A 17316-nucleotide genomic window follows, 5' to 3' on the forward strand; every position below is an offset into this window, starting at 1 on the left:
CAGATCTTCTCTCCCGTATCTCCTTCGCAGACGTGTATCACTTCGCTGCTGGTGCAATAGCAGGGACCGACCGGCAGAGCTACAACGCTTTTCTTGAGAGTTCCAGAGCCTATAAGCGTGAGGTCGTTGAATATTTGAAAGATAAAAAGGCATTTTCCTTGCGAGCGTGGTTTTCCGATGACCAGGGTGCCGCGGATGTGACAGATATGCCGGTTTATCAACATCAGCGGTTCTCCCTCCCGGAAAGTTTATCCCGCGCTTCTGTGGATATTCTGATCTTGTTAGCATGGAATATTGTTCTGTTTATGTTGGCTTATGTGTCTTTTCTGAGATATGAAATGAGTTGAAAAGGAGGGTTATCGGTTTTTGAGTTTCAGTTTTCAACTAAGAGGCGTTTTGTAACAATTCTCCGACCTTGGAATATTTTAGGGCGAGGTGAATTGTTACCAGAAACCTCTTGTGACTGATGACTGTTAACTGACTACTGACAACTACTAAAATGATTGGACAGATTGCGAAGAAAGAGATACATCACAATCTCACGACGCTCCGGTTCGCTTTGATGATAATTCTGCTACCCCTTTTGATGATAGCGAACGCGTTGATATACGGCTATGGCGATGATGGATACATAACACAGGTCAATGCTTACAATAAGCAAATGGAAAAAAAGTTATCTCATATTGAACAGAAGGCGGCTGAGAGTTTAGGAGAATTGGCTGTGATGGGCCCCGGCGATATGCCGAAGCGTCCGAGTCCTCTGAAATTCTGTGCCAATGGGGCTGATGAAGTGATACCGCGTTCTGTCATCATGCAGGAGCACGGCGCTGCCAGTCGCGGTTCTTGGTCTAATATTGAAGATTATGCGTGGAAGGGCCCCTGGATATTAAAGTATCCGTTGAATAGTTTTGATGAAGGGAATGCAACCCGCCGTATCAAAATTGACTGGGTTTTCATCGGTATACTGATGAGTTTTTTCGCTATCCTGTTCACTTTTGATGCCATCGCTGGGGAACGGTCGCGCGGCACCCTAAGCCTAATAATGTCCAACACGGTCTCGCGCGGTCAGGTGTTGTTAGGAAAATACCTCGGTGCGTTTTTGACGCTCATGGTACCACTCGTAATTGGCATCCTGATGAATCTATTGGTTATCCAACTCTCTGGGAGTCTTTCCTTTGATTCGGGAACCTCTCTCAAAATCCTGGGGATGGTCGGACTTTTTGGGTTGCTCATTTCTGCTTTCATTTTCGTCGGTTTGTTTTTTTCAAGTTGCGTCTCAAACGCTATTACGAGTTTAGTATGGCTCTTACTCACATGGGTTTTCCTTGCGTTCGTCTTCCCGAACCTACTCGGGATCTTTGTCGGCAACCTGAATCCAATTCCATCGGTTGACGAAGTCTCATTGCGACGGAAAGCACAATTGGAGCAAATTGGGGATCAATTTCAGCCTTTCGGCGCGGACGGTGAACCGCTATCAAGTAAGTTGAACCAAGCACCTTCCACCGGAAATCCATCGGCGACACGACGGTGGGCAACATATTTTACAACGCTGAAAGGAATAGAAACGAACAGTATGGATGAACACATCGATCAACAGTTTAGACAGGTGCAGCTCGCCCGCGATCTTACCCAAATCTCACCAATAGCGACTTTCCAGTATGCGATGGAAGGGCTTGCGAATACAGGTATCGTTAGTTATATGAATTTTGTCAAACAGGCGCGCCGCTATCGTCAGACGTTCATAGACTTCATCAAAACCGAAGATCGGAGCAACCCGGAAAGCCTACATATCTATCCTGTGAAAGAGGGATTATCGCAGAAACCCGTGGATCCGGCTGCTGTACCGGTCTTTTCGGAGCGGATTTCTTACCGTAGCGTTTTAACCCAAGTCGGGTTGCTGGTGCTGTTCAATCTGATATCTTGTATTATGGCACAAATCTCTTTTGTGATGAGTGAGATTAAGTGATACGGATAGAACTTAGTGGATTTGTATATTTCCGGTGTGATTAGAATGCAGTCCGCATGAATCAACGCTGAATGCGCGTGTCGCCTTGCAGTGAGAGGCAGCGAGGCAAGTACACCGCAAAATCGCACCTACCGGGTTAGGACTGTAATACTATTCGATCCATTGCATCGTTTCTCGGAGTTTTTCCTTTGCCTGTGCGTAGTCTCGACGGGCTTGATAAAACACACGTTGTGCCTCTGTAAATTGTGCTTGTGATTGGAACGCGTCATTAAAGGTCAGACCTTGATAGCCCGGTATAGGTATATCAAACGTGACTTCATCAAGCACCCGCTCTATTGTCCGCAGTTGTTGTTGACGGATACTCAATCGTTTCTCCTCGATCTCCATCCGTTCTTTCGCATTTGCCACGGCGCGGTAGTCCCGTCTCACCGCGACCCGAATCAGTTTCGTTTTTTCAGTGTATTCCAGCTGGAGTCGTTCGAGTTCTGCAAGTTCTACAGAGCGGAGATTCGCAGTCTTTTTCCCATCATACAGCGGGATATTGAGGTTGAAGCGAACTTCCCATCCGTCTTGAGTGCGCGGGTTCGTCTCAAAAATGCTCGATGCATCTCGTTCCCGGTCAAATATGATTGGATCGTAGAGTGCCTTTGCGTCCCAGGTCCGGTTCTGTTGGTGTTGTTCCAATAGCACGTGTAAATCCTTATAGCGCGCTTCAGCAGAGAGTTCGGGAAATCGGTTCCATATTGTCTCCGCAGCGAGACGTTCTTGCCGGACAATATCACCACGTAGGTCGCGCAAGTCAAGGCTGTTTACGAGTGCAAGTTCGACAGCGTCATCAAGTGTTATCTCATCATCAGGGAGGGATTGTGAAAGGGCGACTTGCGCGAGTGGATCGAGTCCAGTGAGCCTAATGAGTTCAGCGGTATCTACATCGAACCGTCGCTGCAGTTCGTTAAGCGCGAGCTGCTGTTCCGAGAGCTCAAGTTCCGTATTGAGACGACTCAGAAAGCGGATCCGTTTCTCTTTATGCTTGTCTACCGTGCCTCTTAATTTCTCCTTCAGTTCAATCTCAATCGCACGGCGTTGTTCAATTTCCTCCTGTGTCAGGATGATATTGTGCCAGAGATTCCGGACAGCGTGGACGGTCCCTTTTTTCGCGCCTTCGTATTCAATTTCTGCCTTGCGCACTTCTTCCTGTGCTGCATCAAGCCCTTGAGGAACCTCACCGAATTGTGCCAAGAGGACGCTCATCTGTGCGCGAGTGAGATAGTCTCGCTCCTCAATATCACCATCCCTTTGACGTTGATATTCGCTGGTGAGTCCCACCTGTGGCAGGTAAACCGCTTTGGATACACGGAGGTTTGCTTTCGCGCGTTCTAATACCTTCTCCGCTTTTCTCACCGCCTCGTTGTTCTGTAGCGCGAGTTCGATCGCGCGTGTTGGCTGAAGCGAAATCAGTCGTTGTGCTGAAACGGTGCCCGCAATACTCAAAAGCAAACAGACTGCAAGTGCCGTTAACCTTTTGTTCATTTCAATTTTTTTAATCATGCCTAACTCGTATTATATTTTTTGTGGTTGTAATCATTTTGAAAATTTCGCTGAAGTTTCCTGAGATGAAAACGGACAAATTGCGCTTATAGCAAATCTACAAGTAGAAATACATCAAAGATTTGGCGGGGTTTGTAACCCCGCCAGTGAAAGCGGACGTTGGCAGCAATAAAAAATTAGCGTCGGCTAATACGGATTGTGACAACAACAATCGCAATCATGAGAAGTATCAACGCACCGAAAAGCAGCGTCGTCACCGACATTTGCGTCTTGGACTCAACTTGCACCGTGATCGAACGGTCGCGCGCCTCAAACTTGCGATTATCGACAGTGACTTCGGCGTTCAACTTCGCTTGATATTCGCCTACGCCGATGTCTTCAGGTGGCATCAACGTCAATTGTATCTCTGTCTCCTCATTTCGACCGAGTGAACTAATGACTTCAGGAACAACGGTGTATTTCCAATCGGTGTTGACATCAACGATCATACGGATATCAACGAGATCGCGGGTACCGATATTCTTGAGCGTCGCTGTCATATTAACCTGTTCGCCTATTTTGATGGTCTGGAACGCGTTCTGCACGAACACTTCAATCTCTGGCACCCCCTTTGGAATGAGTTCAAATCGCTCAACACCGCCTTGTATACTCGCAATCTGTTCAGTGGGAAGGTCTAATCGATTATTAACACCACCAAGCTCGTTTGCCTCAGTGTCATCAAGCACAGCAACATAGAACTCAAGCGTGCTATCAAGATAGGAAGCATCCAATTCCTCCGGCAAGTAGACAATCAGGGACAAATTCCGCTTCGACTGTTCCTGCGTAAATTTCACCTGAGACTGTCGAGACTGCGTCTCCGGGTCCTGGAACTCAAAATTGATGCGGTTCAGTAGGTTAATAACACGCAATTGGAATGTATTTTCCGTCTCTGCCAACCGATCCAGGGTCAAATCGTAGGTAACGCTGCTGCCGAGATTCCCTTCCTGCGAAAATCGCAGTGAACTGACATTGACGACATCCAGAGCGGACTCTTTTTGGAGATAGATCAGTCGCGTCTCTGGCATATCAAGTTCGGGGTAGTTCAACGAGACCTGCAGACTCTCGACATCTTTCTGGAGTTGGAACGTTAATTCCACAGTTTCATTGTAACCGAGAACCGGGATTTTTTCCTCGTACGGTTTGACGATGTTCGTGCCATCAACCGTATCAAGTAAGGAGACATAAATCGAGCGAATCTCATTCGCTGCAGCGATCTCTTCAGGCGTCGCATTGATCGACATCGCTTCAGTTGTAGATGTGTTTTTTAACTGAAGCGTTACCATCATCTGGTTCTCAACCCGAAACTTCTTCGCACTCAGGATAGAGATATGGCGCGTGTCCTCCTCAAGGTGAATCTTATACGGCTTTTCCTCTTCAAGGTATGTAAGACTCACAACGAGGCTATCCACATTCCGGCGCAGTTCAAAATCAAGCGTTTTTTCCTCGCCATCTTTCAGGGTCGGAATACGATGTTCATAAGGAAAACCGATGATAGATTCCGTCTCGTCTTTGATAGAGACATAGACGTTATTAATTTCTTGTGCTGTGGTAGTGCCTATTGCCTCTGTTTCATCACTTAACGCCCCGTACCTCAGAACAACTTCCAACCGTCGTCGGTCACCCTCTTTATAACGCCTCGCGGACACGACAGAGATATACGGATCCTCCTGTTTGAGGTGGATGTTTTTCTTTTCCTCACGTCCCGAATACTTTAACTCTACGACGACATCTCGTATGTTCTCTTTTATGAGTTCAAACTCCAAAGTGACAGATTCATCCTCTTTGAGCGTCTCAATGCGTCGTTCGTAAGGTTCGGTAATAATCGCACCGCTTGAACCATAACCTTCCTGCTCTTTAATAGTGACGAAGATATCATCAATCTGGGCACTGATGATAATATCTTGCCCTACCACTTTGGAACTTTCGACAAGTTTGACAGGAGATGAGCTATTCCGCAGGGTAATCGAGAACAACTCTCTGCCATCGAAAGATTCATACAAACTTGTCTCTTCAACGCTGATGTGCCATTCCTCTTGTAGCGATTCAAGCTCTACCCGTTGCAGCTCCAGTTTTGCCTGTTCATAGTCAGAGACAGCCTTTTCGTAATCTTCTTTTGCGGTATTCACTTCGGCGACGGTGACAATGTTATTTTCTTCCATCATCATCGCCTCAAGTTTTTCGACCTCAATCTTCTTTTTTCCCATCAGCCTTTTGGCTGATTCCATCTTCTGACGCTCGATTTCTATCTTGATATGACGGTCCTGTTCATCTCTGGTTCTCGTACGCTCGCCATTCGGCGATGCGGGTTCTTCCGACTCTTCTGCCAATGCTACCTCAAATAGCGCACTTGGCAACAGGAGCCCTATGGCGAGAATGAAAACCAATGTAAAGATATTAATTCGCATTTTTAATCGACTTTCGTGCCGATTTTTTCTATTGACCATCAACTCGTGCCTTTCTCTATTATGTTTGGCGTCGAATTGTTGGTCAAAAAATCGGGTTTTCGATTCATCCAAACCGAAAGTTGGTTAATTGATTGGTATTGAATGGTGTGGTTACTATTCGGCTGCGTCTTCCTCAGGTTCGTATCCAGCGACGTAGTGCAGATACAACGCCTCAAGGTCTTCTGCTTGAATCTCCTCGCGCGTCAATTCTCGCTCAAGGTTACCTTGCACCAGAATGCCGATCCTATCGGCAATTTCCTTCGCACGGAAGATGTCGTGCGTGGACATGAAGATGGCTTTGCCTTCCTCTTTTAGTTCACGGAGCAGATTCAGGAAATCGGCACCACCCTTCGGATCCAAACCGGAAGTCGGCTCATCAAGTAGGACGGCTTGTGCGTTCTTCATAATCGCGATTGCGATGCCTAAACGTTGACGCATCCCCTTTGAAAAGGTCTTGACGCGCCGCGTAAAGGCTTCCTCTGGTAGACCGACACGTCCAAGCGTTGCATCAAGTTCAGCATTCGATACTTTCTTGCGTCCGCCCAATTTCGCGAAAAAGGACAGATTTTGACGCGCCGTAAAGTTCCGATAGAGTTCGACATTCTCGGAAACATAAGCAAGATGCTTCTTTGCCTCCAGGGGGAACTTCGGAATTTCAATATCTCCGATCAGCGCGGTACCGCTTGTCGGTTCGATGAAATTCAGCAGCATGGAGATCGTCGTACTTTTACCGGCACCGTTCGCACCGAGGACGACATAGATTTCACCGTCCTCTACTTTCATGTTCAATTCGTTGACGGCTAAAACACTTTCGTTATAGACTTTCGTAAGGTCACGGGTTTCTAACATCGGGTTCTCCTCCGGTTGATTTTTTCTTTATTTACATAATACCAGAAATCTAAGACGTTTTCAAGCGGGACTTACCCCAATTCTTTCCCGCTACTTAAGTGTAACCTAAGAGATGTTGTATCCCTTCATTCTATTTTTCATGTTTAGTCACTAAACCATATTTTGGCTTATGTTATAGTGACGCGTTTTGAGGGTGAAAAGGTTGCATTATTTTATTAATTGTTTTCAGATGACTCCAATTTCCAAAATCCATTAATCACCATTACACGTCTGAGCGCATGAAAACGAGAAAGGCACCTGACAGAAATACACCAAACAATAAAACGAGTAACAGCATATCCACTATCGCCGCATTGAATGTATCACTAAAACTGATTTTATCCTCAAAGCGTGGAAGTGCCTGGGATGAAATCGGCTTTTTAGACATTCCCTCTGGGACTCCGATGATATGAAGGCTCTCCGGATCACCACGAATCGTATCAAATATCCGATCTGAAAAATTTCAGAAACGCCACAGTTGTCAGGATCACTGCAAAGAAACAGAGTAGCCCAAAAGCACCTATAAAGCCGGATAGGAAGACTTCCTTATCCTATTCCACTTTAATTTTTGAGGTGGCAATGTCGGGTTCTGAAAACGTTCTAAAGCCGCTTGGGCACGTCTGAGTTGTTTTGTCGCCTGCGCAATCTGTTTCCTAGCGTGTTCAACTTGTTTGGGACTGGGTTGTTTCTTGGCGCGCGCAATCCGTTCTTTGGCACTCTCAATGCGTTTCTTGGCGCGCTCCACTTGTTTCTTGTGGTCCTCAATTCGTTTAGCTACCAGTTTATCAATATAGGCGACTTTATAAGCTTCCAGATCATCTGTTAAAGGCATGCCACGAAACCCGATTTTTCGTAAGTCCGGATTGTCCTCCAAAAACGCCAAAGTATGTCGTTTTGATAGATAGATCCTATAATCGTCGAAATCCTCTATAGTGACACCTCTCTGCAAAAGCATGTGGAGCCACTCTACGCGTGAATGTCTCGCGTCTATTTCACCCCTAATTGCAAGTTCGCTACTATAAACGACACCATCCCCAAAGATTGCTATCACTTTTGCCTTTGAAAACTTTTGGTTGTACGCCGTATCAAAGGCATTCATCAATGCTTTTACGGTTTGTGGTCCGTCATATGCTTCAGGAGTAATATCTGGTGCTGAGGGCCTGGCTTCTATCGATTCTGCGAAGATATTGACTGTTTGCGAGTTCACTTGAGCCCCAAAAAGAGCGATAATACCCAAAACCGTCAAAAATGTGAGCAGTTTAACAACGTTTTTACTTTTCATTTTCGTTATATCTCCTTCGTTAGTGCTGACCGGTTTAAACATATTTCTCCTTGAAATGGAGGCTTCAATTATTAATGATCCAATATGTAGGTGAAAAGGGTGCATAATTTCGGAACTGGTGTGTGCATCAAATATCTAATCTAAAGAATTTCAGAAACGCTACGGTAGTCAAAACAACCGCAAAGAAGCAGAGCAGCAGCACATCCACAACCGATTGACGAAGCGTTTCCGCTAAGGTGTCAGTTTCCAAAGGTGGCGGTTGTATGATTTGACCAATATCAGTCGTTAGATTGTACGTTCTGTTGGTGGCATAATCATCGATTTTGCTGAACAAAACTGTATCGAGCATATCATAGTAGCGATCACCGGTTTGAAGGTAATTGCTTCTTTGCACCTTTCCAGTCTGTGTTAAGTTTGTCGCGAGATAGATGAGAGAAGATGTCGGTGTGATTCGGGAAAGCGTCTCACCCGCCTGTTCTTGTCGTTTTGTTTCACGCTCATAGTCTCGATCAAGCTCGTTAGCATGGTCCTGGAATTTTAATCGCTGTTCCTCTGCAAGAGGTTTCATGAGTGCATTTATCTTGTTTCCATCTACCATTATACGTCCTTGATTGTCCGGCGGAATTTCCATGATCATTTTCATTTTTTCCTTTTCGAGTTCCGCCTTGGAATCGTCTCTCAGGGCGTTCTTTTCCATATAGACGCTCTGGGCAGTTCGTGCCGGGGCGATAACCTTCGCTGCAAGAAAACCGATGCGTGGCGTAATCAACACGGCGAACACCCAAACGGTGAAAGCGATAATAAGTGCTGTTTTGGCACTGTCCAAGTAGGTGGAAATCACTGTCCCTACGGCAAAAAACACCCCGATGTAGAGGAGCGAGATGGCAGTCAGACCGAGGACTCGTGGAAAAATGTCCGATTCACCGAGAGGAAATCCTTGCCAGACAAGCAGAAGTAAACCGAATAAAAACGATACCAGAAACGGAACAACGAACACAAGGTAGCCACCGATTAACTTGCCCCACAAAAAGAGATCGCGCGGCACAGCGTTTGATAGGGTAATCCGAATCGTGCCTACCTCTCGTTCCCCAGCAACAACATCAAACGTAAACAGCAACGCAAGCAGACTGAAAACTGTGCTAACCACAAACAGAAAATCGAGATGTCCTAAAAGTTGGGAGAGCGGGGCTGAAAACGTCGATGGTAGCCCATATGTAATTCCATTGCGCGTCATACCCAGATAACTTGGCAGTGAGTCCTCTAATCCCTTTGCAAAGACGCTCAAAGGCGTCGGTTTGAGGATCAGTTTGGCAACTTCAATCTCCGGTTCCAGCGGCATCTTCGGGTTCATTGTGGTTTCTTCAGTGGCTGTCAGTTTAACAGCTTCTTGGTAATCCACTAAATCTTGGCGATAACTTCGGTAATTGATAAAAAGAGTGAGCGGAATAAGTAGGAGACACATCAAAAGGAGCGCGACAAACCGAACGCTCAGGATATGATGCATCATCTCTTTCTGAATTAGCGTTAGAAACATATTTTCACCTCGTTCACATTTACAGCATCGACTATCACGGCAGACACTGATTGCTACTTTTCGGCATCAAATAACTTCTTGACCTTTTGTGAAAGGTTTTCTGGATCGAAGTCTATAAACACATCTTTGACTACGAGTTCTCGATTTAAAAGAAGCGTTATAAGTTCCGTTTGCGGTTCGGACGCATCTCTATTGAGAAGTTTCTGTATCTGGTCATTTTTATTTCTCCAGATAGGCATCGAAAGTTGGTGTTTCTCCTTGAACGCCGCAATCGCTTTCCCGGAATCATCTGTGCTAATGCCAACGACTTGTAACTGGGTAGCATCGTAGTTTGTAAACAGTTTCTCCAACTGTTTTAACTTCGGCCCAGAGGGGGTGGAATCTGTTGAAAAAAGGTTCACAAGCGCAAACTTGCCACGGAGTGTTTCTAACTTGACAGGCTTTCCAGAAAGGGTCATCAGTGTAATATCTGGCATCGGTTTTTCCAATAGAAATGCAAATTTTTCACGATCTATGGATGCCGTTGTTAATTGATTGAGCAGTGCTTTACCCTCTGGTGATTCAAGAAACGCCTCACCGAATTGTTCTTTAAGTTTTGCCCGTGGGTTGTCCGAGGCGTTAATTTGGAAGACGGTTCTATTTACTGGATTATTACCACCCTTGAGAGGCTGCTCTTCTATCTGCTTCCTGACTTCTTCGGGTAGATCTGACGGGGAATTCGTTTGGATGGAAATGGATTTCACTGTGCTGTTGTTATAAATTTTTCTCTGCGGTCCCTTACGATAGATTTTTCCACTGACGCTTAGATTGAGCAGATGATGTTCGCAGTGCACTATAGGCAGCATATCGCCTTCTATTTCCAACAGAAATCCCTGTCTTGCTTTCTGATCAGGACGAAATTGATAAAGATAACTACACGGCAGTGTCGGGTCCGATCCGCCTTCGGTAAGCACTCCGGGGACCCCTACTGTTGTGTCTGCAGGACAAAGCAGCACATTTTTTTTTAGATATTCTGGAGAAAGTTCGGAGAGCCATTGCGGTTCTTCACCTACTCCAGCTCGATGTTTTTCGAGGGCGAGTTGTATCTGCCTTAAATTCTCTCGACATCTCTCAATCCCTGTTGAATCGTCAGACTTCTGTTTTTCTGAAGGCGAGACTAACTCATAAGGATAGGCATCTGTCAGGAGGGAGCGATTCAGACGGATTAAGTCTTCACCGCTTTGCGGATTTCGCGCAAGGAGTACCTGCGTCTGTTCGCTGAGCGCAATATCAGTAAAACTTTGGGCATCATAGAGTGAATCCACTTCAAGGAGTCGGTTCAAATCGTCAAGCAATGCCTTCTGAAGTTCGGAAGGCGGGGTGCTTGCCCCGTCATATTCACCTAACAGTTGCTGCGTCTCAGCAGAGAGTTGTGCAGCTATGTATTGCGATATGGCTGCGCGCGTGTCTTGAAGTTTTACCGCTAAACTTCCGGGGTCCTTAAGATCTTCAAGATGAAACAGGTATTGTTTTTCATCTGCAAAAGCAACTGAAGTTAAAATCAAGAGAGTTGTGAGCGTGTACAGTAGGAGTGATCTGGAATCGCTGATCTTCAATTGTAAGATTGTTTTTAGCATATCAAAATCTCCGTATGTATAGAGCCTTGTAAAATTCAGGCAAATTCAGTGAACAACCACTGTTTTTTGACTGAATCTTCGCAGTTAGGTATCACTTTTCGGGAGTGCGTTGCTGTATTACACACTGCTTCTCCGGAAAAGTTGCAAAAGGCAGGAGATTTGATTGAAAGTTTGTTGTCTTTCTTGATGATCAGTGGGAGTGGAGATAGTGTGCTATATCAGATATCCAAACTGAAGAATTTCAGAAACGCGACCGTCGTCAACATCACTGCTAAGAAACAGAGCAGTAGTAAATCTACCATAGAGTGCCGGACGGTTTCTGATAAAGAGGTTTCTGCCATGTCTGGCGGTGGGGCAAGTTTCTTTGGTTCTGGTGATTTTGATGTGAATCGTGCTATCGTCGCAAACTGATCGTCTCTAATTTCACTGAAGTGCTCCTCTTCAAGTAGGACATAATAGTGAGTTCCTGTTTGAAAATAGGTATCTCTCTTTATTTTTCCTGTCTGTGCCAGATTCATGGCGAGATAAATAAGTGAGGATGTCGGTGTGATTCGAGAAAGATTTTCTCCGACCGATTCTTGCCGCTTTTTTTCACGCTGGTATTCTCGTTCGACTTTATCAACTTGTTCCTGAAATTTCTGTCGATATTCGGCATCAATCGGTGCCCTAAGTTCCTTGATTTTTTTTATATCCTCGTTAAAGTTAATCGAGGTCCCTAAAGTTTCTATTATTTTCCCACCAATCTCGTTTTCCTTTTCTGCATTGAGATTATTGCGAATCGCAGTTTTTTCCATATAGACACTCTGAATCGCGCGTGTCGGGGCAATAAGTTTGGCGGTAAGAAACCCAGCGCGCGGTGCAATCAACACGGCAAGCACCCAGACAGTGAAGGCAACGATGAGTGCCGTCTTAGAGTTATCTAAGTAGGTGGAAATTACGGTCCCTATTGCAAAAAATACGCCGATGTAAAGCAGTGAGACGAGCGTCAAACTGAACACACGTAGGAAAATATCAGACTCGCCCAAGGGGAAACCTTGCGAGACAAGCAAGAGTAGACCTAACAAGAACGCGACCAGAAACGGAACAACAAACACGATATATCCACCAATGAGTTTGCTCCACAAGAACAAATCCCGCGGTAATGCGTTTGACAAGGTAATCCGAAGGGTTCCTGCTTCTCTTTCGCCCGCAACAGCATCAAATGTGAATAACAGTGCCAGCAAACTGAAAACAGTGCTGACGACAAACAGAAAATCGAGATTCCCTAAAGCAGAGGAGAGCGGAGCTTCTCCCAGGGACATTGAACCTTGTTTTACGCCGTTGCGTGTCATCCCAAGATAACTCGGAAGCGATTCCTCCAAACCCTTTGCAAACACGCTCAAAGGTGTCGGTTCAAGAAAAAGTTTAGAGACTTCCGTATCTGGGTCCGGAGCATCTGGCGGCTTTTCTTCAGATTCCGCGGTCGAGAGTTTAAGGGATTCCTGATAATTGACTTGATTTTGGAGGTAATTGCGATAATTGATGTGCAAGGTAAGCGGCACGAGCAAAAGACACATCACAAGGAGCACAACAAATCGGACGCTGAGAATATGATGCATCATCTCTTTTTGAACGAGCGTCGTTAACATCCAACATGCTCCTTATACTAATGAATAAAAGCTATGGCACTACGCGCCTAACAATTCAGTCTTGTATGCTTCAACTATTGCCTCTAAAACAGATTCGGGAATATCTTCTAACTGCGACGCTAATTCCTCTTCAACATTAACCATCAGGCTGTGGTCAAACGTCTCGCGTTCGGCACAAGGATCCAGATATTCACCGTGTGCCTCCAGTAAGACTGCCAGTCGTGCAGGGGTCAGACCTTCAGAGATACCGTGCAATCCCCATGCAGTACCGCGATAACCTTTCTCATAATCGGCACCGAGGTGTTTCTGTAGGATTTCTTCTCTTTCAGCACCTTGGGCACTACTATTTTCGAGTGCTTCTGCAGCAGCAATCGCACGCGGATCCAACTCCACTTGAAACGCTGTTGACGCATCTGCTGCTGCGACGGGATAGATTTTATAGTTTTCCATATTTTTAATTATTCAGTTTTTCCTATACGACTGCGGAAAGTCCGCCGTCAATATTGATCGCCGTTCCAGTGATGAATGATGCACATTCTGAGACAAGGAACGCAACGAGGTGACCCACCTCACTCGGTTCACCTAATCGTCCAAGTGGATGCTCTGCACCACGTTCCTCCCAGTATTCCTCAAGCGTTCCGGGTGAACCCGCGGCTTTCCAGGCACGCTCTCCTTGCGCACTTTTAATCGAGGTGAGACAGACCGTGTTAACCAATATTTTGTGAGATAAAAGTTCTTTGGAAAGTGCCTTCGTCAGAGCGATGCCAGCAGCTCGACTGACAGAGGTCGGGCAGGAACCCGCACTCGGCTGTTTGCCGCCCGGATGCGTGATATTGATAATCCTACCACCACCGTTGTTTTTCATGTGTGGGATCACCAATCGCGCACAGCGGACAGCACCCATTAACTTAAGGTCCAAGTCATCGTACCATACCTCGTCGCTTATAGTTTCAAAATCACCACCTGCTGAACGACCGGCGTTATTGACTAAAATGTCAATCTTTCCAAAGTGAGTCGCGGTTTGTCCGATAAAATTCTCCAACGTTTCTGGTATCGTTACGTCTGCCGGGATTGCGAGGACTTCACCACCGGTTTGGGCGCGAATATCTTCAGCGGCTTCCGCTAAGACGGTTTCGCGTCTCCCACAGATCGCAACGTTCGTGCCCTCTTCACACAGACGGAGCGCAATACCCTTGCCAATCCCTTCGCTGCCACCAGTGATGACAGCAACTTTTCCAGTTAATCCGAGTTCCATAATCACTCCTTATGTTTTTCTTCAATACAGCGCGTTTTACCACTGTTCAGGCTATCAGTGAAGATATTGCCCGCGGTACCGCCTTTAGCACATCGCTTGCAATGAGTCCATGCATCCCTAACGCCTCCGCGACGATGTCTCCCGCTAACCCATGTAAATAGACCCCAAGGACGGCTGCCGTTTCGCTTGAGAGTCCCTGTGCCATCAACCCCGCAATTATTCCGGTGAGCACATCCCCCATGCCGCCTGTCGCCATACCGGGATTACCAGTGGAATTAATCCACACATCTCCATTTGCCAACCCAGTGACGGTGGGTGCACCTTTAAATACAAGCGTTAGATTGTGTTCACTTGCAAACTGCTGTGCTGTACGGATCCTATCTGCTTCTAAATTTCGGACTGAACTGCTTGTTAATCGAGACATCTCACCCGGATGCGGTGTAAGGACTGCCTCTCCATCTAATAATGAGATAATTTCAGGGGCTTGCGCGATGGCATTCAACCCATCAGCATCCACAACCAACCTTAAGTTAAGTGCCTGTTCTCGATTCTCACGTACCAGTTGATGAACGAGCAGCACTGTATCGGGGTGTTGGGAAAGCCCAGGACCTATTGCGAGCACAGATTTCGTCTTTTCCGAGAATTCAAGAATGGCTGAGGTGGCGGATACAGATAGGCTGCCATCATTCGTTTCTGGCAGTGGAAGGGTCATTACTTCAGGCAAAAGACCTTCTAAAATTGGGTTCAAGTGTTTCGGAGCTGCCAGTGTTACCAACCCCGCGCCAGCGCGTAAAGTCGCCTCACTTGTGAGTGCAGCTGCGCCTGTCATACCTGTCGAGCCAGCAACGACGAGGACACGTCCGTAAGTTCCTTTGTGAGATGCAGGCGGACGAGACGGCACCCACTGTGATGCTTGTGCTATCGTTGTCCAGTTGACCTTGATACCTTGTGCATCTATAACCTGTTCTGGGAAACCGATGTCAACGATCTCCAACGTTCCAGCGAACTCAGCACCCGGATGTACCAACAATCCCCTTTTAGGCAAACCTATTGTTATCGTTCTATCTGCTCGGACACAAGTACCCAGCGGATTCCCAGTGTCCGCATCCAAACCAGAGGGCAGATCGACAGAGAGAATGGGTGTGTCGAGGCTATTGATGGCGTTAATAACAGTGGCGATTGGCTCGCGAACTGTCCCGCGTAGCCCCGTGCCGAAAATGGCATCCACAAAGAGTTCACAACTCGCTAAGGTAGTAGGCACAGTCCCTGTGCCGTAAAACTCAATTTGTAACCCTAAACGTTTCGCAATTTGAAGGTTAATCTCTGCTTCGCCGGTGAAACTATCTGGTGCGGAAACGAGAACAAGATGTACGTCGCGCCCTGCATGGACAAGTTGACGTGCAATAACCAAGCCATCGCCCCCGTTATTGCCTTTACCAACAAAGATACCGATCTGTTGACATGTCGGATAATGCTGTTCAATCGCGCGGACGATGGCACTCCCAGCAGTCTCCATGAGAACAATGCCGGGAATGCCGATACCCTCAATTGTGTTCTGGTCAATCTGGCGCATTTCCGCCGCAGTCACGACTTTCATGTTTTTCGTTCTGGCGCGAAGTGAGAACAACAAGCTTGGTTTAACTGCGACGTTAACATAAGTTCCGCAACCCTGCGTTGTCCGTTGCTACTGCCGTTTTTATGTGATGCCGTCCTGCAATTTTTCAGCAAGCACTAACAAGTGTGCTTCCATCTGTTGAGATGCCTGTTCTAAACTCTCCCGTTCTATCTGAACTTCCTGAACCCTTTCATCTTGGTGGGTCTGGAGGCAAAAGTTTAGATTTGTCCGGAGATCGAACAGGCTCTGTTGAATATGATCTTGGAAGGAGCCTTCTGGGTACATCCATCGTCTGCCTCGTGTCTGTCGCAAATTGAAGTGACAGTGCCCATTATCACCACCAAAGCAGTCAAAACGCATAATTTCATCGTCGTAGACATACAATGAAGCTGCGGGACCGCGTCCGCCTGCATCATCACGCCAATATCCCTCTAATCGGACGTTATCCTGTATCGGATATTCAATGAGGTCGTGTTTTTGATTCGCCATCTTTAGTCCTCCTTCGGTGCTTTTGCACGGTAAAACGCATCTATAGGAGTAGGTTTTCCAGAATGTATAAGGATTGTCCCAAATTTCGTCTACAGAGGTATTCTACCATAACTTACCAGACTTTCCTACATTTTTTTCATCCAATACCTTTTCTACCAAAAATCTTGTAAAAAATGCGGTAAGTGACAAATTACTTGACAAAGTTTTGACATTTAAGGTAGACTTTTCTTTTAAGGATGCCGCGTTTGGCAATTTACCTTATGTTCTTAGAATAATGCGCCGAGTCTTTGGTGAACTTCAAACGAGGTGCCTGGACGTACACCGAAAGAGAGAAAACAAGTCAACATAATAAAGGAGCGTCTTATGAAAGACCAGCTTTTTAACAGAAAAACCTTTTTTTCTGTATTAGCTATTTTGATATGTTTAGCGTTTACAACAATCAGTTTTACAACGATTAGTTACAGTCAAGACGCTGAAGAAGTACCCGCTGAGGAACCCGCCGAGGAACCCGCTGAGGAACCCGCTGAGGAACCCGTGATGCCAAAGGAATACGGTTTTGACATCACTCTTGAATCAGGTTTGAACATGATTTCCATTCCTCTGATGCCAGCGGAACCTTACACAGCAAAATCGTTGGCAGAAATGCTCGGCGCAACGGTTGTTATCCAACTTGATGGTACAACGCAGCGTTTCATTGGTTACACTATTGCTGATGAAGGCGATGGCTTTGGCATTGATGGTGGCATGGGATATATCGTCAATACGCCCGCTGGCGGTATGGTGAAATTCACCGGTAAGGCGTGGGATAACCAACCTGCCGTTGAAGAGCCGGTTGTGGAAGAACCTGCCGTTGAGGAACCTGCAGCTGAAGAGGAAGTTGCTGAAGAACCCGCAGCCGAGGAAGAACCCGCAGCTGAAGAGGAAGTTGCTGAAGAACCTGCAGCCGAAGAAGAAGAGGTTGCTGAAGAACCCGCAGCCGAAGAACCCGCAGCTGAAGAAGAAGAGGTTGCTG

15 protein-coding genes are annotated in these 17316 nt (G+C 46.4%); 3 read left to right on the forward strand and 12 right to left on the reverse strand.

Annotated elements, in window-relative coordinates:
* Together OXH00_25085 and OXH00_25090 are read left to right on the forward strand one after the other, a co-directional pair.
* Window positions 1–347: DUF3526 domain-containing protein (locus OXH00_25085; protein ID MCY3744302.1), on the forward strand; the 347-nt coding region annotated here is incomplete at its 5' end.
* Between the two features lie 152 nt (window positions 348–499).
* On the forward strand, window positions 500–1966 hold the full coding sequence (locus OXH00_25090; protein MCY3744303.1) for an ABC transporter permease subunit: 1467 nt from the start codon (window positions 500–502) through the stop codon (window positions 1964–1966).
* A 150-nt stretch (window positions 1967–2116) separates the two neighbouring features.
* On the opposite strand, the gene OXH00_25095 is transcribed toward OXH00_25090, so the two are convergent.
* The 12 genes from OXH00_25095 to OXH00_25150 all read right to left on the reverse strand — a co-directional run bounded on the left by OXH00_25095 (window position 2117) and on the right by OXH00_25150 (window position 16304).
* The gene (locus OXH00_25095; protein ID MCY3744304.1) at window positions 2117–3514 is read right to left on the reverse strand and encodes a TolC family protein; all 1398 of its coding nucleotides are present in this window, start codon (window positions 3512–3514) and stop codon (window positions 2117–2119) included.
* A gap of 176 nt (window positions 3515–3690) precedes the next feature.
* The gene (locus OXH00_25100) at window positions 3691–5997 is read right to left on the reverse strand and encodes an NEW3 domain-containing protein (protein ID MCY3744305.1); all 2307 of its coding nucleotides are present in this window, start codon (window positions 5995–5997) and stop codon (window positions 3691–3693) included.
* Window positions 5998–6111: 114 nt separating this feature from the next.
* Window positions 6112–6846 carry an ABC transporter ATP-binding protein gene (locus OXH00_25105; GenBank protein ID MCY3744306.1) on the reverse strand — a complete coding sequence of 245 codons (735 nt, stop codon included), beginning with the start codon at window positions 6844–6846 and terminating at the stop codon, window positions 6112–6114.
* A 262-nt stretch (window positions 6847–7108) separates the two neighbouring features.
* A complete protein-coding gene (locus OXH00_25110; protein MCY3744307.1) occupies window positions 7109–7273 on the reverse strand; it encodes a hypothetical protein in 165 nt (54 codons plus the stop codon).
* 132 nt (window positions 7274–7405) lie between these two features.
* On the reverse strand, window positions 7406–8167 hold the full coding sequence (locus OXH00_25115; protein MCY3744308.1) for a hypothetical protein: 762 nt from the start codon (window positions 8165–8167) through the stop codon (window positions 7406–7408).
* A 127-nt stretch (window positions 8168–8294) separates the two neighbouring features.
* Window positions 8295–9701 (reverse strand): ABC transporter permease, encoded by a 1407-nt coding sequence (locus OXH00_25120; GenBank protein MCY3744309.1) that lies wholly within the window; start codon window positions 9699–9701, stop codon window positions 8295–8297.
* Window positions 9702–9754: 53 nt separating this feature from the next.
* The gene (locus OXH00_25125) at window positions 9755–11317 is read right to left on the reverse strand and encodes a TlpA disulfide reductase family protein (GenBank protein MCY3744310.1); all 1563 of its coding nucleotides are present in this window, start codon (window positions 11315–11317) and stop codon (window positions 9755–9757) included.
* Between the two features lie 218 nt (window positions 11318–11535).
* A complete protein-coding gene (locus OXH00_25130; protein ID MCY3744311.1) occupies window positions 11536–12945 on the reverse strand; it encodes an ABC transporter permease in 1410 nt (469 codons plus the stop codon).
* A 39-nt stretch (window positions 12946–12984) separates the two neighbouring features.
* The gene (locus tag OXH00_25135) at window positions 12985–13395 is read right to left on the reverse strand and encodes a hypothetical protein (protein ID MCY3744312.1); all 411 of its coding nucleotides are present in this window, start codon (window positions 13393–13395) and stop codon (window positions 12985–12987) included.
* A gap of 22 nt (window positions 13396–13417) precedes the next feature.
* Entirely contained in the window at window positions 13418–14200 is a 783-nt protein-coding gene (locus tag OXH00_25140) for an SDR family oxidoreductase (GenBank protein MCY3744313.1), read from the reverse strand.
* 46 nt (window positions 14201–14246) lie between these two features.
* Entirely contained in the window at window positions 14247–15797 is a 1551-nt protein-coding gene (locus tag OXH00_25145) for an NAD(P)H-hydrate dehydratase (GenBank protein ID MCY3744314.1), read from the reverse strand.
* Window positions 15798–15896: 99 nt separating this feature from the next.
* The gene (locus tag OXH00_25150) at window positions 15897–16304 is read right to left on the reverse strand and encodes a hypothetical protein (GenBank protein MCY3744315.1); all 408 of its coding nucleotides are present in this window, start codon (window positions 16302–16304) and stop codon (window positions 15897–15899) included.
* A gap of 363 nt (window positions 16305–16667) precedes the next feature.
* Between OXH00_25150 and OXH00_25155 the strand changes: the two genes are divergently transcribed.
* A partial coding sequence (locus OXH00_25155; protein ID MCY3744316.1) for a hypothetical protein occupies window positions 16668–17316 on the forward strand: 649 nt, incomplete at its 3' end.

The sequence above is a fragment of the Candidatus Poribacteria bacterium genome (assembly GCA_026706025.1).
Classification (GTDB): Bacteria; Poribacteria; WGA-4E; order WGA-4E; family WGA-3G; genus WGA-3G.

Excerpts from the sequence above, each read along its gene's own strand:
- OXH00_25090 (MCY3744303.1), top strand. The coding sequence starts at position 500 with ATGATTGGACAGATTGCGAAGAAAGAGATACATCACAATCTCACGACG.
- OXH00_25095 (MCY3744304.1), bottom strand. The coding sequence starts at position 3,514 with ATGATTAAAAAAATTGAAATGAACAAAAGGTTAACGGCACTTGCAGTC.
- OXH00_25100 (MCY3744305.1), bottom strand. The coding sequence starts at position 5,997 with ATGGTCAATAGAAAAAATCGGCACGAAAGTCGATTAAAAATGCGAATT.
- OXH00_25105 (MCY3744306.1), bottom strand. The coding sequence starts at position 6,846 with ATGTTAGAAACCCGTGACCTTACGAAAGTCTATAACGAAAGTGTTTTA.
- OXH00_25110 (MCY3744307.1), bottom strand. The coding sequence starts at position 7,273 with ATGTCTAAAAAGCCGATTTCATCCCAGGCACTTCCACGCTTTGAGGAT.
- OXH00_25115 (MCY3744308.1), bottom strand. The coding sequence starts at position 8,167 with ATGAAAAGTAAAAACGTTGTTAAACTGCTCACATTTTTGACGGTTTTG.
- OXH00_25120 (MCY3744309.1), bottom strand. The coding sequence starts at position 9,701 with ATGTTTCTAACGCTAATTCAGAAAGAGATGATGCATCATATCCTGAGC.
- OXH00_25125 (MCY3744310.1), bottom strand. The coding sequence starts at position 11,317 with ATGCTAAAAACAATCTTACAATTGAAGATCAGCGATTCCAGATCACTC.
- OXH00_25130 (MCY3744311.1), bottom strand. The coding sequence starts at position 12,945 with ATGTTAACGACGCTCGTTCAAAAAGAGATGATGCATCATATTCTCAGC.
- OXH00_25135 (MCY3744312.1), bottom strand. The coding sequence starts at position 13,395 with ATGGAAAACTATAAAATCTATCCCGTCGCAGCAGCAGATGCGTCAACA.
- OXH00_25140 (MCY3744313.1), bottom strand. The coding sequence starts at position 14,200 with ATGGAACTCGGATTAACTGGAAAAGTTGCTGTCATCACTGGTGGCAGC.
- OXH00_25145 (MCY3744314.1), bottom strand. The coding sequence starts at position 15,797 with ATGAAAGTCGTGACTGCGGCGGAAATGCGCCAGATTGACCAGAACACA.
- OXH00_25150 (MCY3744315.1), bottom strand. The coding sequence starts at position 16,304 with ATGGCGAATCAAAAACACGACCTCATTGAATATCCGATACAGGATAAC.